At 71.5% G+C, this 21306-nt stretch carries 17 protein-coding genes; 11 read left to right on the forward strand and 6 right to left on the reverse strand.

Annotated elements, in window-relative coordinates:
• Positions 1-61 precede the first annotated feature (61 nt).
• On the forward strand, positions 62-598 hold the full coding sequence (locus tag ABGA98_RS16830; RefSeq protein ID WP_347619235.1) for an XRE family transcriptional regulator: 537 nt from the start codon (positions 62-64) through the stop codon (positions 596-598).
• A 112-nt stretch (positions 599-710) separates the two neighbouring features.
• Positions 711-2288 (forward strand): protein kinase, encoded by a 1578-nt coding sequence (locus ABGA98_RS16835; RefSeq protein WP_347619236.1) that lies wholly within the window; start codon positions 711-713, stop codon positions 2286-2288.
• A gap of 193 nt (positions 2289-2481) precedes the next feature.
• Here the strand turns inward: ABGA98_RS16835 and ABGA98_RS16840 are convergent, their stop codons facing one another.
• From ABGA98_RS16840 to ABGA98_RS16855, 4 genes are all read right to left on the reverse strand, one after another.
• Positions 2482-3204 (reverse strand): VIT1/CCC1 transporter family protein, encoded by a 723-nt coding sequence (locus tag ABGA98_RS16840; RefSeq protein WP_347619237.1) that lies wholly within the window; start codon positions 3202-3204, stop codon positions 2482-2484.
• 168 nt (positions 3205-3372) lie between these two features.
• Entirely contained in the window at positions 3373-5172 is a 1800-nt protein-coding gene (locus tag ABGA98_RS16845; protein ID WP_347619238.1) for a metallophosphoesterase, read from the reverse strand.
• An 11-nt stretch (positions 5173-5183) separates the two neighbouring features.
• Positions 5184-6227: an endonuclease/exonuclease/phosphatase family protein gene (locus ABGA98_RS16850; protein ID WP_347619239.1), complete on the reverse strand. Its 1044-nt coding sequence runs from the start codon at positions 6225-6227 to the stop codon at positions 5184-5186.
• Between the two features lie 152 nt (positions 6228-6379).
• Positions 6380-7153 carry a GntR family transcriptional regulator gene (locus tag ABGA98_RS16855; RefSeq protein WP_347619240.1) on the reverse strand — a complete coding sequence of 258 codons (774 nt, stop codon included), beginning with the start codon at positions 7151-7153 and terminating at the stop codon, positions 6380-6382.
• Positions 7154-7274: 121 nt separating this feature from the next.
• Between ABGA98_RS16855 and ABGA98_RS16860 the strand changes: the two genes are divergently transcribed.
• From ABGA98_RS16860 to ABGA98_RS16880, 5 genes are read left to right on the forward strand one after another with little or no spacing between them, the layout of a single operon-like run.
• Complete coding sequence (locus tag ABGA98_RS16860) at positions 7275-8567, forward strand: extracellular solute-binding protein (RefSeq protein WP_347619241.1); 1293 nt, start codon at positions 7275-7277, stop codon at positions 8565-8567.
• The gene (locus ABGA98_RS16865; RefSeq protein ID WP_347619242.1) at positions 8564-9511 is read left to right on the forward strand and encodes a sugar ABC transporter permease; all 948 of its coding nucleotides are present in this window, start codon (positions 8564-8566) and stop codon (positions 9509-9511) included. The genes ABGA98_RS16860 and ABGA98_RS16865 overlap by 4 nt, the downstream gene beginning before the upstream one ends.
• Positions 9508-10338, forward strand: a complete 831-nt coding sequence (locus ABGA98_RS16870) for a carbohydrate ABC transporter permease (RefSeq protein ID WP_132597047.1) — start codon at positions 9508-9510, stop codon at positions 10336-10338. The genes ABGA98_RS16865 and ABGA98_RS16870 overlap by 4 nt, the downstream gene beginning before the upstream one ends.
• Positions 10335-11279: a BadF/BadG/BcrA/BcrD ATPase family protein gene (locus ABGA98_RS16875; protein WP_347619243.1), complete on the forward strand. Its 945-nt coding sequence runs from the start codon at positions 10335-10337 to the stop codon at positions 11277-11279. The genes ABGA98_RS16870 and ABGA98_RS16875 overlap by 4 nt, the downstream gene beginning before the upstream one ends.
• Positions 11276-13252, forward strand: coding sequence for a sugar isomerase domain-containing protein (locus ABGA98_RS16880; RefSeq protein WP_347619244.1), 1977 nt, complete (start codon positions 11276-11278; stop codon positions 13250-13252). Before ABGA98_RS16875 ends, ABGA98_RS16880 begins: the two co-directional genes overlap by 4 nt.
• A gap of 94 nt (positions 13253-13346) precedes the next feature.
• On the opposite strand, the gene ABGA98_RS16885 is transcribed toward ABGA98_RS16880, so the two are convergent.
• On the reverse strand, positions 13347-13943 hold the full coding sequence (locus ABGA98_RS16885) for a hypothetical protein (RefSeq protein ID WP_347619245.1): 597 nt from the start codon (positions 13941-13943) through the stop codon (positions 13347-13349).
• A gap of 546 nt (positions 13944-14489) precedes the next feature.
• Between ABGA98_RS16885 and ABGA98_RS16890 the strand changes: the two genes are divergently transcribed.
• From ABGA98_RS16890 to ABGA98_RS16905, 4 genes are read left to right on the forward strand one after another with little or no spacing between them, the layout of a single operon-like run.
• The gene (locus ABGA98_RS16890; protein WP_347619246.1) at positions 14490-15776 is read left to right on the forward strand and encodes an extracellular solute-binding protein; all 1287 of its coding nucleotides are present in this window, start codon (positions 14490-14492) and stop codon (positions 15774-15776) included.
• A gap of 3 nt (positions 15777-15779) precedes the next feature.
• Complete coding sequence (locus tag ABGA98_RS16895) at positions 15780-16775, forward strand: sugar ABC transporter permease (protein ID WP_347619247.1); 996 nt, start codon at positions 15780-15782, stop codon at positions 16773-16775.
• Positions 16772-17623 carry a carbohydrate ABC transporter permease gene (locus tag ABGA98_RS16900; protein WP_347619248.1) on the forward strand — a complete coding sequence of 284 codons (852 nt, stop codon included), beginning with the start codon at positions 16772-16774 and terminating at the stop codon, positions 17621-17623. The genes ABGA98_RS16895 and ABGA98_RS16900 overlap by 4 nt, the downstream gene beginning before the upstream one ends.
• Before the next feature lie 53 nt (positions 17624-17676).
• Positions 17677-20094, forward strand: coding sequence for a hypothetical protein (locus ABGA98_RS16905; protein WP_347619249.1), 2418 nt, complete (start codon positions 17677-17679; stop codon positions 20092-20094).
• 9 nt (positions 20095-20103) lie between these two features.
• Here ABGA98_RS16905 and ABGA98_RS16910 read toward each other — a convergent pair whose 3' ends face one another.
• The gene (locus ABGA98_RS16910; RefSeq protein WP_347619250.1) at positions 20104-21303 is read right to left on the reverse strand and encodes a cytochrome P450; all 1200 of its coding nucleotides are present in this window, start codon (positions 21301-21303) and stop codon (positions 20104-20106) included.
• Positions 21304-21306: the final 3 nt, after the last annotated feature.

Consider the following 21306-nt stretch of genomic DNA (forward strand, 5'->3'; position numbering starts at 1 on the left):
GGGACTGTTTTAACCAGGTCAATACATCTTCAATGGGATTAATGCCCGCTAGGATCTGCGTGTGATTGGCGCCAGGATCCGTGAGCTCCGCACCGTACGCGGGCTGACCCTCGCCCGGCTGGCCGCGGAGGCGGGCGTGTCGAGCGGGCTGATCAGCCAGGTCGAGCGCGACCTGGCCGACCCCAGCCTGGAAACGCTCAGGAAGATCGCGAAGGTGCTCGACCTGCCGCTGTTCAGCCTGTTCCAGGAACCCGACGCGGCCACCGTGGCCGTGGTCAGGCGCGAGGGGCGGATGCTGGTCAGGTCCCCCGCGGGCGGGATCACCTACACCCGCGTCTCGCCCGGGCACGGGCGGCTGGAGGTGCTGGAAGGGCACCTGCTGCCCGGCGGATCGTCGGCCGCCGAGCCGTGGTCGCACCCGTCCGAGGAGTGCGTGCTCGTGCTGCGGGGACGGCTCGTCGTCGAGGTGTCCGGGGCCGGGCACGTGCTGGAGGCGGGGGACAGCTGCTCCTTCGACTCGGCGCTGCCGCACCGCTATCTCAACACCGGGGACGAGCCGGTCGACTTCCTGATCGTCGCCACTCCGCCCAGCTACTGACCCGGCGCGCCGGCAGGTGAGCGCGTCGATCACGTAACACGCCCACGCGTCGGGATTTATCCCGTTAAGGTGCATGAGGTCCGCCCCAGCCGTCACAGGAGTTGCCCCCCTCATGCCGAACGCCGAGCCGCTGCGCCCAGACGATCCCGCGGCGATCGCGGCCTACCGGCTCGTCGGGCGGCTCGGCGAGGGCGGCCAGGGCACCGTCTACCTCGGACAGGCTCCCGACGGCCGGCCGGTGGCCGTCAAGGTGCTGCGCCAGTCCGTCGCCGGGGGCAACGGCTTCGCCAAGGAGATCGCCGCGGCCCGGCGCGTGGAGCCGTTCTGCATCGCGCAGGTGCTCGACGCCTCGATGAGCGGGCGTCCGTACATCGTCAGCGAGTACGTCGAAGGCCCGTCCCTGCAGGAGGCGGGCCCCCATCGCGGCGCCGATCTGCAGCGCCTGGCGGTCAGCACGGCCACGGCGCTGGCCGCCATCCACGAGGCCGGGGTCGTGCACCGCGACTTCAAACCCTCCAACGTGCTGCTCGGACGGGACGGGCCCCGCGTCGTCGACTTCGGCATCGCCCGCCTCGCCGACTCCGCGGTCACCGTGACCAGCAGCGTGGTCGGGACGCCCGCGTACATGGCCCCCGAGCAGCTGGCGGGCGCGTACGTCGGCCCGGCGGCGGACGTCTTCGCCTGGGCGTCGGTCATGGTGTTCGCGGGGACGGGCACGCCACCGTTCGGCGAGGACTCGTTGCCCGCGGTCATCAACCGGGTGCTCAACCAGGAACCGTTCCTCGGCGACCTGTCGGAGCCGCTGCGCCAGGTCGTGCACGCCTGCCTGGCCAAGGACCCGAACGCCCGCCCGCGGATGCGGGACGTCCTGCTGCACCTGCTCGGCGGGTCACAGCCGCACCCGGCCGGGGCACACCCACCGCCGCCGCAGACCGCACCCGGCCATCCGCACGGCGCGCCCGGTTCGCCGCGCCGCACGCTTCCGCCGCGCCGTACGGGAGCGCGTGTGCCGCTGATCGCCGCCGTTTCCGGGGCGGTCGCCGTGTGCCTGGCGGCCGGCGTCGTCGTGTGGAACGCCTTGGCGGACAGGAGTCCCGCCCCGCCGGTGCTGGCCGCCGGCTCCAGCGAGCCGTCCCTCTCCGCCACCACCACGCCCCGGCGCGAGAGGACCGCCCCGCCCAGGAAGAAGGCGCGTACTCCATCGGCCGCTCCCGAGACCGCGCGCTCGCGCCCCGCCACGCGGCCGTCACGGGAGCGCACCGCCGCGCGGCGAACGCCCACGAGCACGCCGAAGCCGACGAGGAGCCCGGCGACCAGGAAGCCGGTGACCAGGCGGCCGTCGCCCACCGCCAGCAAGAAGAGCACGAAGGCCGCATCGTTCACCCTCGCCTATGTCCGGGTCGCCGGCTCGTCCAAGATCAACAGCGAGGGCGTCACCTGTTACACGGGCTCGCTGGGCTTCGGCGTCGGGCTGGACGCGTCCGAGATGGGAGCCCCGTTCTCCTACCAGTGGGTGGTCGACGGCCAGGTGATCGAGAGCGGCTCCAGGCGCATCCCGTCCCACGCCAGGTCCGACTATTTCGGTTCGAAGAAGCAGATCAGCCCCGACCTCGGAACCGAGCACACGGTCGTCTTCCAGCTCACGTCGCCGGTGCGGAAGAGCCAGTCCACCTCGTGGACCATGTGCTGAACGCCGGACGCGGCGTCAGCCGAGCTCCTTCGTCAGGGTCTCGAACGCCAGGTCGTCACGCATGGGCACGCCGACTGCACCAGGTCGACCAGCGCGGGGACGTCGGAACGGCGGGCTGGGCGGAAGGTGTGCTCGCGGGGGCCGCTCATGCTCCAGAAACGTACCCGGGAACCTTCCGCGCGGTCGCCCGCCATCAGGAGACGGCGACGCCGAGCAGGTGGCCCAGCCCGAAGGTGACGGACGCCGCCCCCACGCCCAGCGCGAGCTGGCGCAGCCCGCCCAGCCACCACGGCCGCGCCGTCATCCGCGCCACCGCCGCCCCGAACCCGAACAACGCCAGCACGCTCAGCACCACGGCCACCGCCAGCCCCGACGCTCCGAAGAGGAAGGGCACCAGCGGCACCAGCGCCCCGGCGGCGAACGCGCAGAACGAGGACCCCGCGGCCACGTACGGCGAGGGCAGGTCGTCGGGATCCACGCCCAGCTCCTCGCGGACGTGCACCCGCAACGCCTGCTCGGGATCGGCGGACAGCCCCTCGGCCACCCGGTGCGCCAGCGCGGGGTCGAGCCCGCGCGCCTGGTAGAGGGCGGCCAGCTCGGCCAGCTCGCCCTCAGGGTTCCTGGCCAGCTCGCGCCGCTCGACGGCGATCTCCGCCCGCATGAGCTCGGTCTGGGACTTCACGGACGTGTACTCCCCGGCCGCCATGGAACACGCCCCGGCGACGAGACCGGCGAGCCCCGCCAGCACCGCGCCGCGCCCGGCGCCCGCCGCGCCGACGACGCCGGCGATCAACGCGAAATTGGACACGAGCCCATCCATCGCCCCGAACACGGCCGGACGCAGCCAGCCGCCGGTGACGTCCCGGTGGCTGTGATGCTTCTCGGGCGAGTACGGCCGGGTGAGCTCGATGGTCATGCATTCCTCCGTTTTCGGGTGCCTTATCCGGAAATGTAGGCATATGTCGCCAAGATCCGCAACGAAGGAAAGCCTTTCCTGACCAGGCATTCCGCCGCCAGAACAGCTCGGCGGGCGTGGTCCAGCGGTTCTCGCCGGCGTCAGCCGGCCGCGCGGCCGTGGTGGCGGCTAGCGCGCGGGCCTCCCGTCGGCGTCGACGTCGATCACCACGCGGTCGGAGTAGGTTCGCCGCTCGGTACGGAGCACCGTCAGCGCGTCGTCCATGACCGGGAAGACATGGACGGGTGTCAGGGTGATCCGCGCCTTCCGGCCGCCCTTTCCCCGCACCCGGTCGACGTCGATCTCGAGATGGCCGTAGTGCTTGCCGCCCGAGAGCAGCCGCGGCGTACCGCCGGCGACGTCCCACACCTCGGGCTCGCCCTGGTCAGCCGTCCACCGGCTGAACGCGTTGTACGCCAGGGGCGGGCTGTCGAGCGTGGGGCCGTCCCTGCGCACGCCCCGCAGGCCGTCGCCCGAGACACCCACGTCGTAGTAGTGCACACCGGTGCCGTCGCCGTCCGTGTCGACGAAACTCCGCTCGAACATCTCGCTGTGTCCGGAGATGACGGCGGTCACCCCGTACCGTTCGAACAGGGGATGGTAGACCCGCATCGGGGTGCCGCCCTGGCCCGAGGTCAGCGTGTGGTTCATGGGCAGGCCGTGCTCCCCGCTGCTGTAGGGGATGTGGTGGAACTGCACGAGCACGATCTGACCCGCCGCTCTGGCATCGCGGAGCTGCTGCTCCACCCACGTCCATTGCCGGCCGCCCGGGCTGTAGTCCGAGAGGTCACGGCCGCCGGCCGCCTCGTACTCCGAGCGCGTGAAGTTCTCCTGGGTGTCGGTGCCCGGTCCGGTGTACTCGCGGCCGGTCAGCTTCTCCTCGGGCGGGTAGCTCGCCGCGCTGTCATCCGGTTCGCCGTTGTTGCTGTCGAGCGTCAGCACGGTGACCGGCCCGTAGTCGATGCGGTGGTAGTTGTCGCGGTGCTCCGGCGTTCCGTTGGGCGGCCCGTCGAAGTAGGCGTGGAACTTGGCGCGCGATCGTACGACCGGCGTGCGGTCCTCCGGCGTGCCGTACCCGCCGTTGATCGCCCCGAAGCTCTCCCAGTTCCCGAACGCGGGGATGATGGGCACGCCGGTCAGCAGGTCGCCGGAGGCGCCGGCGGTGTGCCGGAAGAACTCGTCCCAGCCGGGCTGGTAGCCGCCGCCCTGGACGAGGTCTCCGGTGAAGAGCACCGCGTCGGGCGATCTGCCGCGCACGACCGCGAGGTTGCGGCGCAGGCCCTCGTCCTCGGTGAGCGGATAGCGCAGGACGCGTGTCCCGGACAGGACCGTGGTGCCGTAGGTTCGGTCCCAGAGCGAGCCAACATCGGCCAGGGGCCGGGAGTGGGCGCCGGCGCCCGGCGCCCACTCCCGGCGCTGGACGCGCCCGCGCGGCTCGGTCTCGGAGTCGGACATGGCGATCAGCCTGATGTGCTGCCAGCGGTCGGCGGCCGGGGCGGTGCGGAAGCGCCCGCGGAAGGTCTCCCCGCCCTGTTCCACCGTGTAGTGGTACTGGGCGCCCGGTCGCAGGCCGCTGACCTGCCTGGAGTGCTTGTAGCTGTCCGGCCCTCCGAGCCATGATCCCTGCTCCAGCCCGGGGATCTCCTGGGTGAGCTCGGCGGCCGTGTAGGCCAGGTCCGGCTGCGGCTCGCCGGCGACCCGCGCGATCTGGCGGCCCCGGAGGCCCGGGCCGCGGACGGTCAACCGGCCCGGCTCGCCGTCCTCGGTGAACCAGGTGATGGTGATGCCCGAGGAACTCGGGCTCTGCAGATACGGAAGGATGCGGAACTCCGCCTGCCGGGTGGCCGCCGTGGCCTGACCTGACAGGGTGCCCGCCGGAAGGAGGGCCGCGGTCAGCGCCGCGGCGCACAATCTCGTTCGCCTTCGCATGTGCGTGCCCCTCAGTGCTTCAGCGCGACGTCGCCGACGACGATGCGGTGGTCGGAGTACGGCGTCGAGACGACCCAGCCGGACGTGGGGCCGACCTTGAAATGGCGGCGATCGACGAAGATGTAGTCGATCTTCCGGTTGCTCTGGTACGGCCGGTCGTAGTCGTCGGGCAGACCTTCGGCACCCATGGTCCACTCGCCCTGGCGGTGCGGGCACGCCTCCGTCCCGAGGTGCCATCGCCTGATGTTGCCGCGCCAGCGCGGGTCCGCCCCGTCGACCTCGTTGAACACCCCCGTCCCGCCGCACTTGGCGTAGAAGTGGGTGAGCGAGGGCAGGAACGGCAACTCGTTCAGGTCGCCGAGCAGGGCGACCGGCATCCGGGCGGCCATCGGCGTGATGGTGTCGGCGATCAGCTTCGACTGGGCGTAGTTGATGGAGCGGCCGTAGTGGGGGTCGGCGGCGATGTCCGGGTCGTCGGGGAAGGAGTCCTCGTTGATGATGACCAGGGGCACCTCGGTATGGGTCACGCACGCGCGCACGGCCGCGGCGCGGGGCACGTGGACGTCGCCGCAGACGAGCTTGCGGAACCGCTGGCGATAGTGGTAGCCGAGGTCCAGGTACGGCGTGTCGCCGAACATCACCCGGTCGGACGGGTGCTTGCTCAGCAGTCCCATGACGTACCAGCCGCCGGGATTGACGTCCGCGTCGTGGCAGTTGGGGATGTCGTGGTTCGTCACGACGACCTGCTCGGTGAGGCCGCCGTACCCCGGCTTCGCCTTCAGCCGGTCCCGCAACGCGACCCACTGCGTGTAGCACATCTCGTTGAGAGAGATGATCTCGGCGCCCTGCTCGTAGATCTTCGTCACGGCGTCGTCGACCGGGGCGCCCGTGCTCCCGCCGTTGAAGCCGTTTCCGGCGAAGTTGAAGTCCAGCATCCGGATCCTGCGCTCGGCCTGTCCGGCCGGAGCGGAGTCCGACGGCTCCGCGGCGGCGACGGCGGGCGTCGCCAGGAGTAATGCGGCGGCTGCCACGATCGCGGTGACTCCGAATCTCATGGTGCGTCTCCCTGAGGGTGGGTCCCAGCCCAGACATTCCTGTCTAGACCAGTATTCGGCGGAAACGTAACACCGCGTGGAGGGAGTGACAAGAGGGAGATGTGTGGAGGAAAGGGGCCCGGCAGTCCGCGTGAGGGTCCGCCGGGCTGGGATCAGTCAGCGGACGGAGGCCGGCTGACGTGCATCTGGATGACGTAGCGATCGCCGCGGTACAGCGAGCGGCCGAACTCGACCACGTTGCCCATGTTGTCCACGGCGACGCGCTCCACGAGGAACGCCGGATCATAGTCCGGCACCTCCAGCCGTCTGGCCTCCGACCGGCTCAGGCGGGCGATGGAGACGGTCTGCTCCGCCGTCTCCAGCCGCACGCCGAACAGGCGTCCCAGGAGCTCGAAGAGCGAGTCGTCCCGCCCCATCTCGGCGAGCAGATCCGGGAAGCGCGCGGCGGACAGGTTCGTGCGCTCCAGCGCCATGGGAACGCCGTCGGCGGTCCGCACCCGCTCGATGGAGTGGACCGGATCGCCGGGGGCGAGGCCGAGGCGGGCCGCGATGTCGCGCGGCGCGGGCCGGGTGCGGCCCCGGTAGCTCCTGGCGCCGGGAACCATCCCGCGCATCCGCATGTCCTCGCTGAAGGAGCGGAAGTTCTCCGAGTGCGTGAGGGTGGGCTGCTGCACGAACGTGCCCCGGCCCGCCACGCGCCTGACCAGCCCGCGCGCCTCCAGGTCGTTGATCGCTCCGCGGACCGTCATCCTGGCCACGCCGAACCGCTCGGCGAGGACGCGTTCGGAGGGGAGCAGGGCGCCGTCGCGCATGTCGAGCACCAGGGCGGTGAGGACGTCCTGGATGTGCTTGCCCTTCGGGCTTCCCTCGCCCGCCGAGAACACCTCTGGTGCGACATCACGCGGTTCGTGTCGCGGCCTCGCCACCGCCGGCTCCCTCCCAGTCCTGTCGGCGCACCATCTTATGGCCTCGCGCCTGTTGACTTACGGTCTATACCAGTATTAACTTCCAGTCCATCGCATGAGCGCCTGATATGGAGAAATGCGTATGTTTCGTACACGGCGCGGCTTGATCGCGGCGGCCGGGGTGCTGACCATGGCTCTGTCGGCATGCGCCCCGAGCGCCCCCGAGGGGCAGGCGAGCTCCGGCACGACCTCTGAACAGGTCACTCTTGACGTCTGGGGATGGCGGCAGGAGGACGTCGCCGCCTACGAGAAGATCTTCAAGATCTACGAAGACGCCCATCCGGGCGTGAAGGTGAAGTACGTGCCCTACAAGGCCGACGAGTACGACACGATCCTGCGGACGGGGCTCAGCGACGCCAACGGCCCCGACGTCGCCCAGCTGCGCTCGTACGGGCTGCTCCAGCCGCTCGTCGCCGCCAAGAGCCTGGTCCCCCTGGACGGCCAGGTCCAGGAGCTGGCCGGCTTCCCCGAGCCGGTCCTGGACGGCGCCCGCGGCGAGCGCGACAAGCGGGTGTACGGCGTGCCGTTCGCCATCCAGACCCTGCACGTCATCTACGACAAGGCCCTCTTCGGCAAGCACGGGCTGACCCCGCCGAAGACCTGGGACGAGATGATCGCGGCCTTCGACACGCTGGCGGCGGCCGATCTCGTCCCCCTCGCCACGACGGTGACCGACACGTGGATGCTCCCCATCCAGCAGGAGATCTTCGGCGCGACGAGCTACGGCGGCCACGACTACCTAAGCAAGATGCTGGCCGGGCAGGCCAAGTTCACCGACCGGCCCTGGGTGGACTCGCTGGCGAGGTGGAAGAGCACGAGCAAGTACTGGCCCGAGCAGTACGAGGGCGTGAGCTACGTCGACGCCCAGGCGCTGTTCACCTCCGGGCGGGCGGCGACGTTCCCCGGAGGGGTCTGGGAGCTGGCGGTCTTCGAGAAATCCAACCCGGAACTTGAGCTGGGCATCTTCAACGTCCCACCGCCGCCAGGCGCGACGGCCACCCGGACGCTCGTCCCCGGCTACGTCGACGGCTCGTTCGGTGTCTCGGCCAAGTCCCCCCACCAGAAGGCAGCCATGGACCTGGTGCGCTGGATGGCCTCCCCCGAGTTCGGCCAGGCGTTCTCCACCGGGCTCCGGCAGATCTCGGCGGTGCCGGGCGTGCGGCCCCAGGACCCGCTGCTCGCCCAGGCGCTGGCCGCCTACCAGGCCGATCCCAGCCCGTACGTCACCTACGCGTACTTCTCCGGCGGCTCGCCGACCGCCTGGGACCTGGCCTCGGAGGCGTTCTCGACGTTCGTCGCCGGGCGCTCCGGCGCCGAGGACGCCGCCGAACACATTCAGCAGGGTGTGGACCAGTGGTTCAAACCGACCCAGTGACCGCCGGGCGCCTAGGGCCGGCGCGCTACCGTGCTGGCTACCGGGCCGGCCGCACCTCCCCGGCCTGGATCGCGGCGTTCTGCCTGCCGGCCCTCGTGCTCTACGGCGTGTTCGTCGTCGTCCCGCTGGTCACGGCCTTCTACTACGGCCTGTTCCGGTGGGAGGGCATCCGCCGGGCGGAGTTCGCCGGGCTCGGCAACTACCTCGAGGTGCTGACCAGGTATCCGCTCAACCAGGAGATTCCCGCCGCGCTCTGGCACAACGTGCTGTTCTTCGCCGGCACGATGGCCATCCAGAACACCGTCGGGCTCGGGCTCGCGGTGCTGCTGTATCGCAACCCCCGAGGTAAGCGCCTCTTCCAGACGATCTTCTCCCTGCCGTACCTCATCAGCCCGCTGATCGTCGGATACGTCTGGTCACTGCTGCTGAGCCCCACGTTCGGTCCGATCAACTTCCTGCTGCGGGCGGCCGGCCTGGACTCATGGGCCCGGCCGTGGCTGGGCGATCCCGACACGGCGCTTCCCGTCCTGGTCCTGGTGAACGCCTGGCAGTGGATCGGGGGCCCGATGCTGATCTTTCTCGCCGCGCTGGGCGGCATCCCCCGGGAGCTGGAGGAGGCCGCGGCGATGGACGGCGCCTCCCCGTTCCGGGCCTTCTGGAGCGTACGGTTCCCGCTCCTCATGCCCGCGGTCGGGGTCATCACCGTGCTGACCTTCATCGGCTGCTTCAACCTCTTCGACCTGGTGTACGCGCTCGGCGGATCGGACGGCGGCCCGGGCGGCGCGATGGACGTGCTGGGCCTGCTTTACTACCGCACAGCCTTCGAGGGCGGCACGAACGCGATCGGGGAGTCCTCCGCGCTCGCCATCATGATCTTCATCCTCGTCTTCGGCGCCTCCGCGGTCCTGGAGCGCTTCCTGCGGCGCCGGGAGGTGACCCCGTGACCACGAGACGCCGAGGCGTACGGGTCCTGGTCGTCCACGCCCTGTTGTGGTCCTACGCCGCGGTCGCGTTCGGCCCGCTCCTCCTGGTGGCGATCGGCTCGTTCCGTACCAACGCCGACATCCTGCGGCAGCCGGTCGGGCTGCCGGAGTCGCTCACCCTCGACAACTACCTGCGAGCCTGGGAGACCGCGTCGATCTCCACGTACTTCGCCAACTCGCTCCTGGTCACCGTCGGCGCCGTCGCGCTGTGCGTGGCGGTGTCGGCCACGGCCGCCTACGCCCTGTCGCGCTGGCGGTTTCGCGGGCGCGCGCTCCTGGCCGCCTTCTTCCTGTCAGGGCTGATGATCCCGGCCAAACTCGGGCTGCTGCCGGTCTTCTACATGTACCTGTCCATGGGGCTGATCGACACACGGCCCGGCCTGATGCTGCTGTACGCCGCGAGCGGCGTGCCCTTCTCGATCTTCGTGATCATGGGTTTCATGCGAGGGCTGCCCACCGGACTGGAAGAGGCCGCTCGCCTGGACGGCGCGAACGAGGGACGGCTCTTCGTGTCGATCGCCCTGCCGCTCATGCGACCGGCCCTGGCCGTGGTCACCGTCTTCCAGTTCGCGCCCACGTGGAACGACTTCTTCTACCCGCTCGTCCTGTTGCGCAGCGACGCCAAGTACACCGTGCCCGTCGGCCTGACCCGCTTCTTCGGCGAGTTCGCCACCGACCGGGCGACGCTCTTCGCCGGGCTGGTGATCGCCCTTGTGCCGCTGGCCCTGGTGTTCGCGCTCGCGACCAAGCAGATCATCGCCGGACTGACGGCAGGTATGTCCCGTTGACGACGGATCACAAGCCCTACATCAGCATCGACGGCGGCAAGTCCGAGCTTCGCCTGCTCGTGAGCTCCGGCCGGGACCGGCAGTACGGCGTCGGGCCCGGCATGTCGTACGAGCCGGGCGAGGACGGCGTCGCCCGCATCCTGGGCAGCGTCCGGGCCGCCGCCGAGGCGGTCCGGCTGCCGGCGAGGGCGGCAGGCGTGGCCGCCGGCCTCACCGGGGTCCCCGGCGACCCGGCGGCGAGGCGCCGGCTGGTCTCCCTCCTCGAGGAGTTCTTCGGAGGCCCGGCCCTCGTCGTGGAGGACAGCCTGCTCGCCCACGCCGGGGCCCTGGAGGGCGCGGGCACGGTGTTGTGCGTGGGCACCGGGACCACGGTTCTCGCGGTCGGCGACTCCGGGCACAGCACCAGGATCGACGGCTGGGGGCCGCTGCTGGGAGACCGCGGCAGCGCCCACGCCATCGGCCTGGCCGGGCTGCGCGCCGCCACGGCGGCCCACGACGGCGTGGGGCCGGCGACCGAGCTGGCCGACCGGCTCGTCGAGGAACTGGGCGGCACGGATCTTGCCGGCCTGCAGCGCTTCTACCGGGACGCCGCGCTGGTCGCGCGGACCGCCGCCTTCGCGCGTGCCGTCCTGGAGGCCGCGGAACACGACGCGGTGGCCCGCGGCATCTGTGTCGAGGCGGCCGAGGATCTCGCCGCCGCCGCGGCGGCGGCGGTGTCGCGCCTGCCGGACGCGGGCCGGCGGGTCTCCTACAACGGGCGCCTCCTGGCTCCCGGCAACCTCCTGCACACTGCTCTGGTCGCGAGTCTGTCCGGCCGCGGGCTGGACCTGGCCGCGCCGCTCGCCACATCTCTGGAAGGTGGATTGACCTTGCTCCGTTCGCAAGAACCGTATCGAGGCCTGCTGCGGCGGCTCGCCACCCAGCAGGGAGGCCAGGCTTGAGAGCCGGGCATGGCGCCGAGCGACTCGACGTCGTCGTGGGCGAGGCCATGGGCGGGTACGCCGACCGGACGGAGGGCATCACCGGCACCCTCGACCCGCTGGAGGTCCACGCCGTCACCTTCACCGGCGGCGGGCACCGATTCGCCCTGATCGTCGCCGACCTCGTGTGCGTGAACACCGATGTGGTGGAGCGGATCCGGGTCGCCGTCCGTGACCTGGGCGTCGGCTCCTGCTGGGTGGCGGCGACGCACACCCACGCGAGCCCGGAGGCCGGATGCGTCCCCGGGGGCGCGCCGACCCCTGCCTCGCTGGCCGAACGCCTGGTCCGCGCGTCGCTCCAGGCCGTCAGGGCCGCGCTCGCGGACGAGCGGGACGCCCGGCTCCACACGGTACGGGCGGAGGTCCCGAACCTGGGTGGCCGGCGCGCGTTCCCGGACCGGCACGCCGCCGACCTGCCGGTCGACGCGCTTGTCGTCTCGTCCCCCGAGGGAGAGACCGTGGGCGTCATCGTGGTCTCGCCCGTGCATCCCACGGTGCTCCCGGCGGGCAACAGCGGTGCCGGCGCGGACCTCGCCGGCGGCATCCGGCGTGCCCTCCAGACCGGTGACCGATGGGTCGTGGTGGCGACCGGCGCCGCGGGCGACATCAGCACGCGGCACACGCGGCGGGCGCGGGACCGGGCGGAGATCGACCGGCTCGGCATGCTGGTGGCCGAGCGGCTCCCTGTCGCGGCGCCTCCCGCGGGCGAGCCGGGGGAGGCGTCCGTCCTCGTACCGGCTTCCGTCCGGGTCGAGCTCGCGCCCAAGCGGCCCGAGGAGTTCGCCGCCGCCATCGACGCGGCGGCGGACGCGCGGGACGCCGGCGAACGCCACCGGAGCGTGGTCCGCCAGGGCCGGCGGATCGCGCGCGACCTCCAGACCCGGGGGCGCACACGACCCTACGAGATCGAGGTCCAGGCGATCCGGCTCGGCGACGTCACGCTCGTGGCCGTGCCGGGTGAGCTCTTCCTCGAACTGGGCGAGGCCGTCCGCGCCGCGTCCTCGGCGCACGGTTCACCCGTCGTCGTTCTCGGCTACACCAACGGCTATCTGGGGTACCTGCCCAGCCGTGGCACTCCGGCCACGTACGAGACCCTCGTCAGCCCGGTCGCGGAGGGCAGCGGCGAGCGCGTCGTGGCGGCCGCGGTCCATGCCGTCGAGACATCGGGAAGGAACGGAGCCTCCATGGCCGGATCACAGTTCGCGGCCCGTGCCGGGTCACTCGTGGACCAGGTGCTGACGACGCAGATGACCGCCATCCACCAGGCGGCCGAGCTCGTCGCCGACTCGATCGCCGCCGGCGGGGTGCTCCAGGCGTTCGCCACCGGGCACTCGCGGGTGGTCGCGCTGGAGCTCACCGGTCGCGCCGGTGGCCTTGCGGCCGTGAGCATGCTCGCGGTCAAGGACCTGGTGATGTTCGGGGGCGTGGACCCGGCGCTCGTCCTGGATCCGACGTACGAGCGCACGCCCGGCCTCGCCGAGCGGATCTACACGCTGGCGCGGCCCGAACCGGCCGACGTGTTCCTGATCGTGTCGAACTCCGGGATCAACGCGGCGATCGTCGAGATGGCGGAGCTCGCCCGCGCCAACGGCCATCGGGTGATCGCGCTCACGTCGCTCGAACACACCCGCTCGTCATCCGCGCGAAAGGCAGGGGGACCACGCCTGGCCGATCTCGCCGACGTCGTGATAGACAACTGTGCCCCGGCCGGCGACGCCGCCGTCGAGCTCACCCCCGGGACACGCGTCGGCGCGGTCTCCTCCTTCACGGGGGTGCTCATCGCGCAGGTGCTCGCCGAGCTCGTCTGCCGGAGGCTGCTCGAACGAGGAGCCGACGTCCCGGTCTTCCTCTCGGCGAACCTGGCGAGCGGCGACGACCACAACGCCGCGCTGTACGAGCGCTATCGCGAACGCGTGCGCCCGCTCGAGCCGTAGCCTCCGGTGGGCGGACGATCAGGGTGAAGGCCATGGTCGTCCGGTCGATCCGGCAGGTCGTGCGTTCCAGCGGGCGCCGGGGACGCCGGCCGTCTCAGGCGTGGGCCGCCGGGGTGGTGATGGTGCCGGAGGTGTCGGCCTGCGGGCCGCGGATCATCGCGTCGCAGTCGGCGATGGTCTCCTCCAGAAGCCGGCGCAGCAACGCGTCCGGGTCGGGGATGCAGGCCTGCACGATGCCGACCACCGACAGTTGCACCGCGTTGGGCGCGGCGTACCGGCGGAAGCCCTTCTGCGTGATCCTGGCCGCGCGGCTGAAGCGGCGCGCCTGCTCGGCCGCGTGCGGGACATCCTCCATCACCCGCACGCTCGACTCGCTGAGCCGCCCCGGCGGGGCGCCGTCGAGCCTGGCCAGCATCTCCTCGGCCGCCAGCACCGACACCGCCAGCGCGAGTTGGCGCTCGGCCGCCGCCACCGGCAGCGCCGTGGTGGCGCAGCGCAGCGCGATCCGCGCGTCCACGCGCAGGTCGTCGCTGGCCAGGCCGATGATGGACGGAACCAGGTGGACGAGCCCGGCCCGGCTCTCGTCGCTGGTGTTGTCGTTGACCAGGCGGGCGAGCGCGGCCAGCAACGGGTGTGTGCAGGCCGGATGGTCGCTCCAGCGCTCTCCGGCCAGATAGGAGGCCAGCTCCATGAAACAGGCACCGCGTTTCGGGTTGCGATGTCTGCCTCGGGACAGAACCGGCATGTGATCAAGGTGATAGTCCACGGGTGCTCCACTGCTCCACGCGATCGCCGTCTATCCAGTCTGCGTTGCCGTGCGGCTGAAAGCCATGGGTTTTCGACCTGGGGATTCCCCTACCCAGCGCACCCGTCGTCTACCGGCTGCGCTCACCGGGCCGTGACGAAGACCGCGACCGTGCGACGTAGGAATACGCCTGAACGACATGGCTGGCATCGTTGCTTGCAAGCATTTCTGGAAATTTCTGCAACGGCCCACCCGGTTCCCGGCTCGCCCGGCGGCGGCCGACCGCCGTCCGGCCGTCCACCATGTGGAACGACTCTCCCTGTACCTGCGGAAACGCCGAGGGGTGCGGCGTGCAACGGGCGGAAGGCCGCGTGTGCGGATCAATGTAACAACTTGCAGAAATCTTGCGTTCCCATCTATCCGAGAACGCCGCCTCGGCGTAACCTCCGGCGTACCCCGACCTCTGATTCAGACAGCTGTGAGGACAAGGACATGCGACGACTCTTAGCGGCCTCGGCCGTGGCGGCGCTCACCCTGACGGCCACCGCGTGCGGCGGCGGGGGTGGTGAGGCCGCCGCTCCCACCGCCTCCGTCACCGACCCCTCGAAGATCACCGGCGAGCTGACCTGGTGGGACACGACCAGGCCCGACAGCGAGGGCCCGACGTTCCAGGCGTTGATCAAGGAGTTCGAGGCGCAATACCCCGGCGTCAAGGTCAAATATGTGAACGTGCCGTCCGACCAGGCCCAGAACCAGTTCCAGACGGCCGCGCAGGCCGGCACCGGCGCGCCCGACGTGATCCGCTCCGAGGTGGCGTGGACACCGCAGTTCGCCTCGCTGGGTTATCTGCAGCCCCTTGACGGCACCCGGGCGGTGGAGGACGAGTCCGACTTCCTGCCCGGGCCGTTGAGCAGCACCAAGTACACCGGCAAGACCTACGCCGTGCCGCAGGTCACCGACACGCTGGCGTTGATCTACAACAAGCGGCTGCTGAAGGAGGCCGGCCACGAGGAGCCGCCCACGACGATCGCCGAGCTGAAGCAGGCCGCCCTCGACGTCAAGGACAAGACCGACGCCGACGGCCTGGCGCTCAACGTCGACTCCTACTTCCTGCTGCCGTTCATGTACGGCGAGGGCGGCGACCTGCTCGACGTGCAGAGCAAGAAGATCGTGGTCAACTCGCCGGCCAACGTGAAGGCCATCGAGACGGTGGCCGACCTGATCAACTCCGGCGCCGCGCCCAAGCCGGCCACGACCGACAGCTACGCCAACGCCATGACGGCCCTCAAGGAGGGCAAGGCGGCCATGATCTACAACGGGCCGTGGGCGCTGTCGGAGATCTACCAGGGCAAGGAGTTCAAGGACAAGTCCAACCTCGGCATCGCCCCCGTCCCGGCCGGTTCGGTCAAGGCAGGGGCTCCGACGGGCGGCTGGAACCTCGCGATCTACGCCGGGTCGAAGAACATCCCGGCCGCGTACGAGTTCGTACGGTTCATGACCACGGCCAAGGCCCAGGCGAAGATCGCCAAGGAGATCAGCCTGCTGCCCACCCGCACCTCCGCCTACGCCGACCCCGACGTGCAGGGCAACCCGGACGTCGCGGTGTTCAAGCCGATCATGGACACCGCCGTGCCCCGCCCGTGGATCCCCGAGGGCGGGCAGCTGTTCCAGCCGCTGCTGGAGGGCTACCAGTCGCTCGTGGGCGGCCAGGCCACGCCCGCCGACATGCTCAAGAAGGTCGACGAGCAGTACCACGGGATCATGAAGGACTGGAGCTGACCGGTGGCAGTCTCGACCGGACGGGCTCCGGCCGCGGGCGGGTCCGCCCGCGGCCGGAGCCGCCGCCATGACCGCCCCGGACGGCTGAGACGCGCCCTGTCGGCCCACTGGTACGCCTGGGCGATGATCGCTCCGGTGGTGGTCGTGATGCTGGTGCTGATCGGCTGGCCGCTGGCCAGGGGCGTCTACCTGTCGCTGACCGACGCGACCGAGGCCAACATGGGCCGCACCATCGGGGTCAACGTGATCCCGTCCACGTACGAGTTCGTCGGCCTGGACAACTACCTCCAGATCCTGACCAGCAGCCTGTTCTGGGACAAGGTGCTCTGGACCGTGACGTGGACGGTGGTGTGCGTCGGCCTCCACTACGGCGTCGGGCTCGGTCTGGCCGTGATGCTCAACCGCAAGCTGCGCCTGCGCTCGGTCTACCGGGTGCTGCTGATCCTGCCGTGGGCGGTGCCGGCGTTCGTGGCCGCGTTCATCTGGCGTTACCTCTACAACAGCGACTACGGCGTGATCAACGGCTTCCTCAAGGTCGCCGGGCTGTCCGGCGTGGGATGGCTGGACGACCCGGTCACCGCCAAGATCGCGGTGATCGCGGTCAACGTGTGGATCGGGGTGCCGTTCATGATGGTCGCCATGCTCGGCGGCCTGCAGTCGATCCCGGCCGAGCTGTACGAAGCGGCCGAGGTCGACGGCGCCTCCCCGTGGCAGCGCTTCAAGGCGATCACGCTGCCCGGGCTGCGGCAGGTCTCCACCACCGTGGTCCTGCTCGGCACGATCTGGACGTTCAACATGTTCCCGATCATCTTCCTGGTGACGCGGGGCGGGCCGGGCAGCGAGACCGAGATCCTCGTCACCTACGCCTTCCGCGAGGCCTTCACCGGCATCCGCAACTACTCCGGCTCGGCCGCGTGGGGCGTGATCATCCTCGCCATGCTGGTCGTGCTGGCCATCGGCTACCGCCGCACCCTGCGCAGTCAAGGAGGCCCCTGGTGACCCGCGCGACCCGGCCCCGAGGCGAGCGGGGACCGCTGGCCTCCATCGGCCTGCACGCCGGCCTGCTCACCGCCGTGGCGATCTCGCTGTTCCCGGTGGTGTGGCTGGTGCTCACCTCGCTCAAGCCGCGCGACAGCTGGCTGTCGGCCGAGCTCCGGCTGTTCGACGACTCCTCGCTGGACAACTACGCCCGCGTGCTGACCGCCACCGCGTTTCCGCAGTGGCTGCTCAACAGCGTGCTGACGGCGGGGCTGACCATGGTGCTCGGCGTGTTCCTCGCCGCCACCACCGGCTACGCCGTCAGCCGCTTCCGCTTCCCCGGGCACCGCTCGGTCATGTGGCTGCTGCTGATCACCCAGATGTTCCCGGTGGCCATCCTCATCGTCCCCCTGTACAACCTGATGGCCGGGCTCGGCCTGCTCAACCAGATCCCCGGCCTGGTGATCGCCTACATGACGATCGCGGTGCCGTTCTGCGCCTGGATGATGAAGAGCTACTTCGACACCGTGCCGGTGGAGATCGACCAGGCCGCGATGGTGGACGGGCTGACGCCGTTCGGCACGTTCTGGCGGGTCGTGCTGCCGCTGGCCCGTCCGGGCATCGCGGTGACCGCGTTCTACTGCTTCATGACCGCCTGGGGCGAGGTCGGCTACGCCACGGTGTTCATGTCGCAGGAGGACAAACGCACGCTGGGGGTGGGCCTGCAGCAGTTCGTCGGCCAGCACTGGTCGGACTGGGGGCTGATGACCGCCTCCGCCGTGCTCATCGCCATCCCGGCGGGCGTGGTCTTCCTCCTCGTGCAGCGCCACCTGGTCACCGGGCTCACCGCCGGCGCGACCAAAGCGTAAAGTATTCGATCGATAACTGTACGTGACGGGATTGTCGCAGGATCCTTGTCCACATGGACGGATTCCTCGACGAGACCTGCGGCGGGGTGACGGAGCTGCGCGTCCACGGTGTCTCGGGCACGCCGCCGGCGGGCATGCTCAACCATCCCCATCCCCGGCTGGTCGCGGGCGACGGCACCACCGGGTTCTACCGGCGCTGGTGGACGGCGGGGCAGCCGGTGGGCGACCGGGCCGACGTGCCGGGCGTCCGCCGGCGGGAGGCGTACGCGTGGGGCGGCCTCACCTCCGGCGGGCGGACGATCGCGCTGTGGTTGCTCCTGCTGCCGTTCTCGCTGGCGAACCTGTCCTACTTCATGCTGCCCAGGCCGCGGGGCGGCGACCGGCTGCGGCACGTGACGGAGGCGGCGCAGCGGCTGTTCGCCCTGCTCCTCACCGGCACCCTCGTCGGCGCCGTGACCAGGGCCTGCGTGGACCTCGTCGGCTGGCAGTGCACGGCCGCGGGACGGGCCTGCACCGATGTGCTCGCGCCCGTCTGGTTGCGGTGGATGGGCGAGATGTGGGGGCACGAGCCGTCCAAGCGCCTGGCCGTCACCGCGCTGGTGCCGCTGCTGGTGGTCGTCCTGCTGTGGTGGATCGCCCGCCGCACCTGGCGCCGCGACGAGAGCAAGGTCGTCCCCGCCGGCGCTTCCGGCCGCGATTCCGGCAGCGGTCCTGATCACGGTCCTGATCACGGTCCTGATCACGGTCCTGATCACGGTCCTGATCACGGTTTTGATCACAGTCCCGGCCACGGTCACGGCGGCGGTTCTGACGGCGTTCCCGGTGGTGCCGGCGAGGGCCCCCAGGACGGGCCCGCCGGTGAGCGGCTGCTGCTGGCGCGGGCGCGGCTGTGGCACGGCGGCGCGCCGGTGTGGCGGTTGCGCATCGTGCACGTCGCCTTCGCAATCGCCTCGATCGGGATGGCCGTCGCCGCGCCCTTCGCCGCCACCCCGCTGGGGCTGGCGCTCACGTCGGCGAACGCGGGCGTCGAGCTCGCCGCCGCCGTGCTGGTCGTGCTGCCGTGGACCGGCCGGCGGCTGGACCCGCACTCCGGCGGGCGCGAGCCCACCTGGCTCAGGGTCGCGTGCCATGCGCTGCGGGTGGCCGCGCCGCTGGTGTTCCTGGCCACGTTCTGGGCGGCGCTGGCCGGTCTGCCGCCGGGCATGGAGGGGCTGGTGCTGCCCAGCGTGGGCGCGGGGCCGGTCCAGTTCGCGCTCATGCTGGGGCTCGGGGCGTTCATCCTGGCCGCCACCTGGGTGCTGGCCCGCATGGACCGGCCAGGCGGCGGCCGGGACCCGCTCGACCGGCCGGCGATGGGCGGGCTCGCCGCGTGGTTCATGCTGATGGTGGCCGCGGGCTGCGCGAACGTGCTGGCGCTCGGCGTGCTGTTCTGGACCGCCACGTTCTTCGGCGTCCCCGGCAGCCTGGCCGACCCGGGACCGCCCGGCAGGAGGCTCTTCATCGACGACCCGGTCTGGTGGACGGCCGCGCTGGTGCCGCTGCTGGGGGCGGCGTCGGCCGGGGTGGCGATCGCCCTCTGGCTGGTCCGCCGCGCCGAGGCGGGCAGGCTGGCGCCCGAGCTGGAGGAGCACTACGGGGAGCGGGGCGGCGCCACGGTCGCGCGGAAGTGGGCGCTGGCCGCGCTCACCGACCGGGCCGGGCTGGTGCTGGGCCTGCTCACCGGCATCGGGGTGGCCGGGTTCGCCGTGGTGGCCGTGATCTACCAGCTGCGGCTGTACACGCCGAAGGCGGGGTTCGCGGGGCTGCTCGCCTCGATCGGGAGCTGGGCCACGGCGGCCGCCGTCGTCGGCCTGGTGCTGCTCGGACGCCGCACGTACGGCAGCTCGCGGCTGCGCAGGACCGTCGGGATCGTCTGGGACGTGTCCACCTTCTGGCCCAGGGCCATCCACCCGCTCGCCCCGCCCTGCTACACCGAGCGCGTCATCCCCGAGCTGATGGCCCGCCTCGGCAGGCTGGCCGCGACCGACCGGGACACCGTCGTCCTGTCCGGGCACAGCCAGGGCAGCGTCATCGCGGCCGCCCTGGTCCTGCAGCTCGACCCCGACGTGCGCCGGCGGGTCAGGCTGCTCACCCACGGGTCGCCGCTGCGCCGCCTGTACGCCCCGTTCTTCCCCGCGTACTTCGCCGGCCGCGGCCTGCCGGTCCTGCGTGACGCGGTCGCCTGGCGCAACCTGTACCGGCTGAGCGATCCCATCGGCGGCCCCGCGTTCCGCCGCGTCGACCCCCTCGCCGCCGAACCCGACCGCGGCAACACGGTGGACCGGTTCTGCTGGGATCCGCTCCGGCCGGAGCCGGGCGAGCCGCTGCCCGAGGCGCGCTGGCACTCGGGCTACTGGCTCGACCCGCCCTACCACGACGAGCTGGCCCGGTTGATCACCCCGAGCCTGCCGCCCGAGCGTACGGCCCTGTAAGGGCGCGGATCACCAGGACAGGACGAGCTTCTCGGGGGCGCGGTGGATCAGGGTGGCCGCCATGGTGACCTCGGTTTCGGCCAGGCGCAGCCCGGGCAGCTCGCGTACGAGCAGCTCCAGCGTGATGCGCAGTTGCTCGCGGGCCAGGAGCGCGCCGGGGCAGGCGTGCACGCCGTGCCCGAACGACAGGTGACGCGCCGGCTCCCGGGCGATGTCGAACACGTCCTGATCCGCGTACACGGCCTCGTCCCGGCCCGCCGAGGCGAACGACACGAACACCGTGTCGCCCTCGGCCAGCTCCGTGCCGCCCAGCGTGAGCGGCCTGGTGACCCGGCGGCGGAAGCCCTGCACGGGCGCCTCGAACCTGGCGGCCTCCTCGATCGCCGCCGGGATCAGCTCGGGCCGCCGGCACAGCAGCTCCCACTGGCGGCGGTCGCGCAGCAGGCGGTGCACGGCGGTGCCGAGCAGCGCGGTGGTGGTCAGGTGGCCGGCCAGCATGAGGTTCTGGGTGTTGGAGACGATCTCGTCGCGCTGCCGGTCGGTCGGTTCGGCGGGGCCGGGGGCCAGGCCGCGGACCAGCTCGCCGGTCAGGCTCTCCTGGTCGCGCGAACGGGCGGCGTGCGCGACCAGGAGGTGCCGCAGCGCGGCCACCTCGCGGGCGGCGGCGATCTGCTCGTCCTCCGGCATGGGCGTGAAGATCAGGTCCTCGGCGCGGTCGCCCGCCCGGACGGCGGCGGGCACGTCGGCCGGGTCGAGGCCGAGCAGGTGGCCGATGACGGTGGCGGGCAGCGGCCTGGCGTAGCCGTCCATCCACTCCACCCGGCCCGCCGCCGCGAACGACGCGACCAGCTCGGCCGCCGTGGCCTGGATGAACGGGCGGGCGGCGGCCACCCGGGCGGCCGACAGGCCGCGGGTGAGCGGCCTGCGGTAACGCTGGTGGGCCTCGCCGTCGGAGCTGAGCACCACGGGGGCGTTGCCGGGCGCGCCGGCCAGCTCGGCGAACGCGCGCGGGCTCGGCGTCACGTCGCCGCGGAAGGCGCCCTGGGAGGAGAAGTCGGCCGGCCGGCCCAGCACCTCGCGCACGTCCGCGTGCCGGGCCACGAGCCAGGCGTCCAGCTCGCCGGCGAAGGTCAGCCCCGGGGCGGCGCGGGCGCGGGCGTAGACGGGGTACGGGTCGCGGTAGAAGGCCTCTCGATCCACACGTTCCATCGT

Source organism: Nonomuraea sp. B1E8 (assembly GCF_039871515.1).
Classification (GTDB): Bacteria; Actinomycetota; Actinomycetes; order Streptosporangiales; family Streptosporangiaceae; genus Nonomuraea.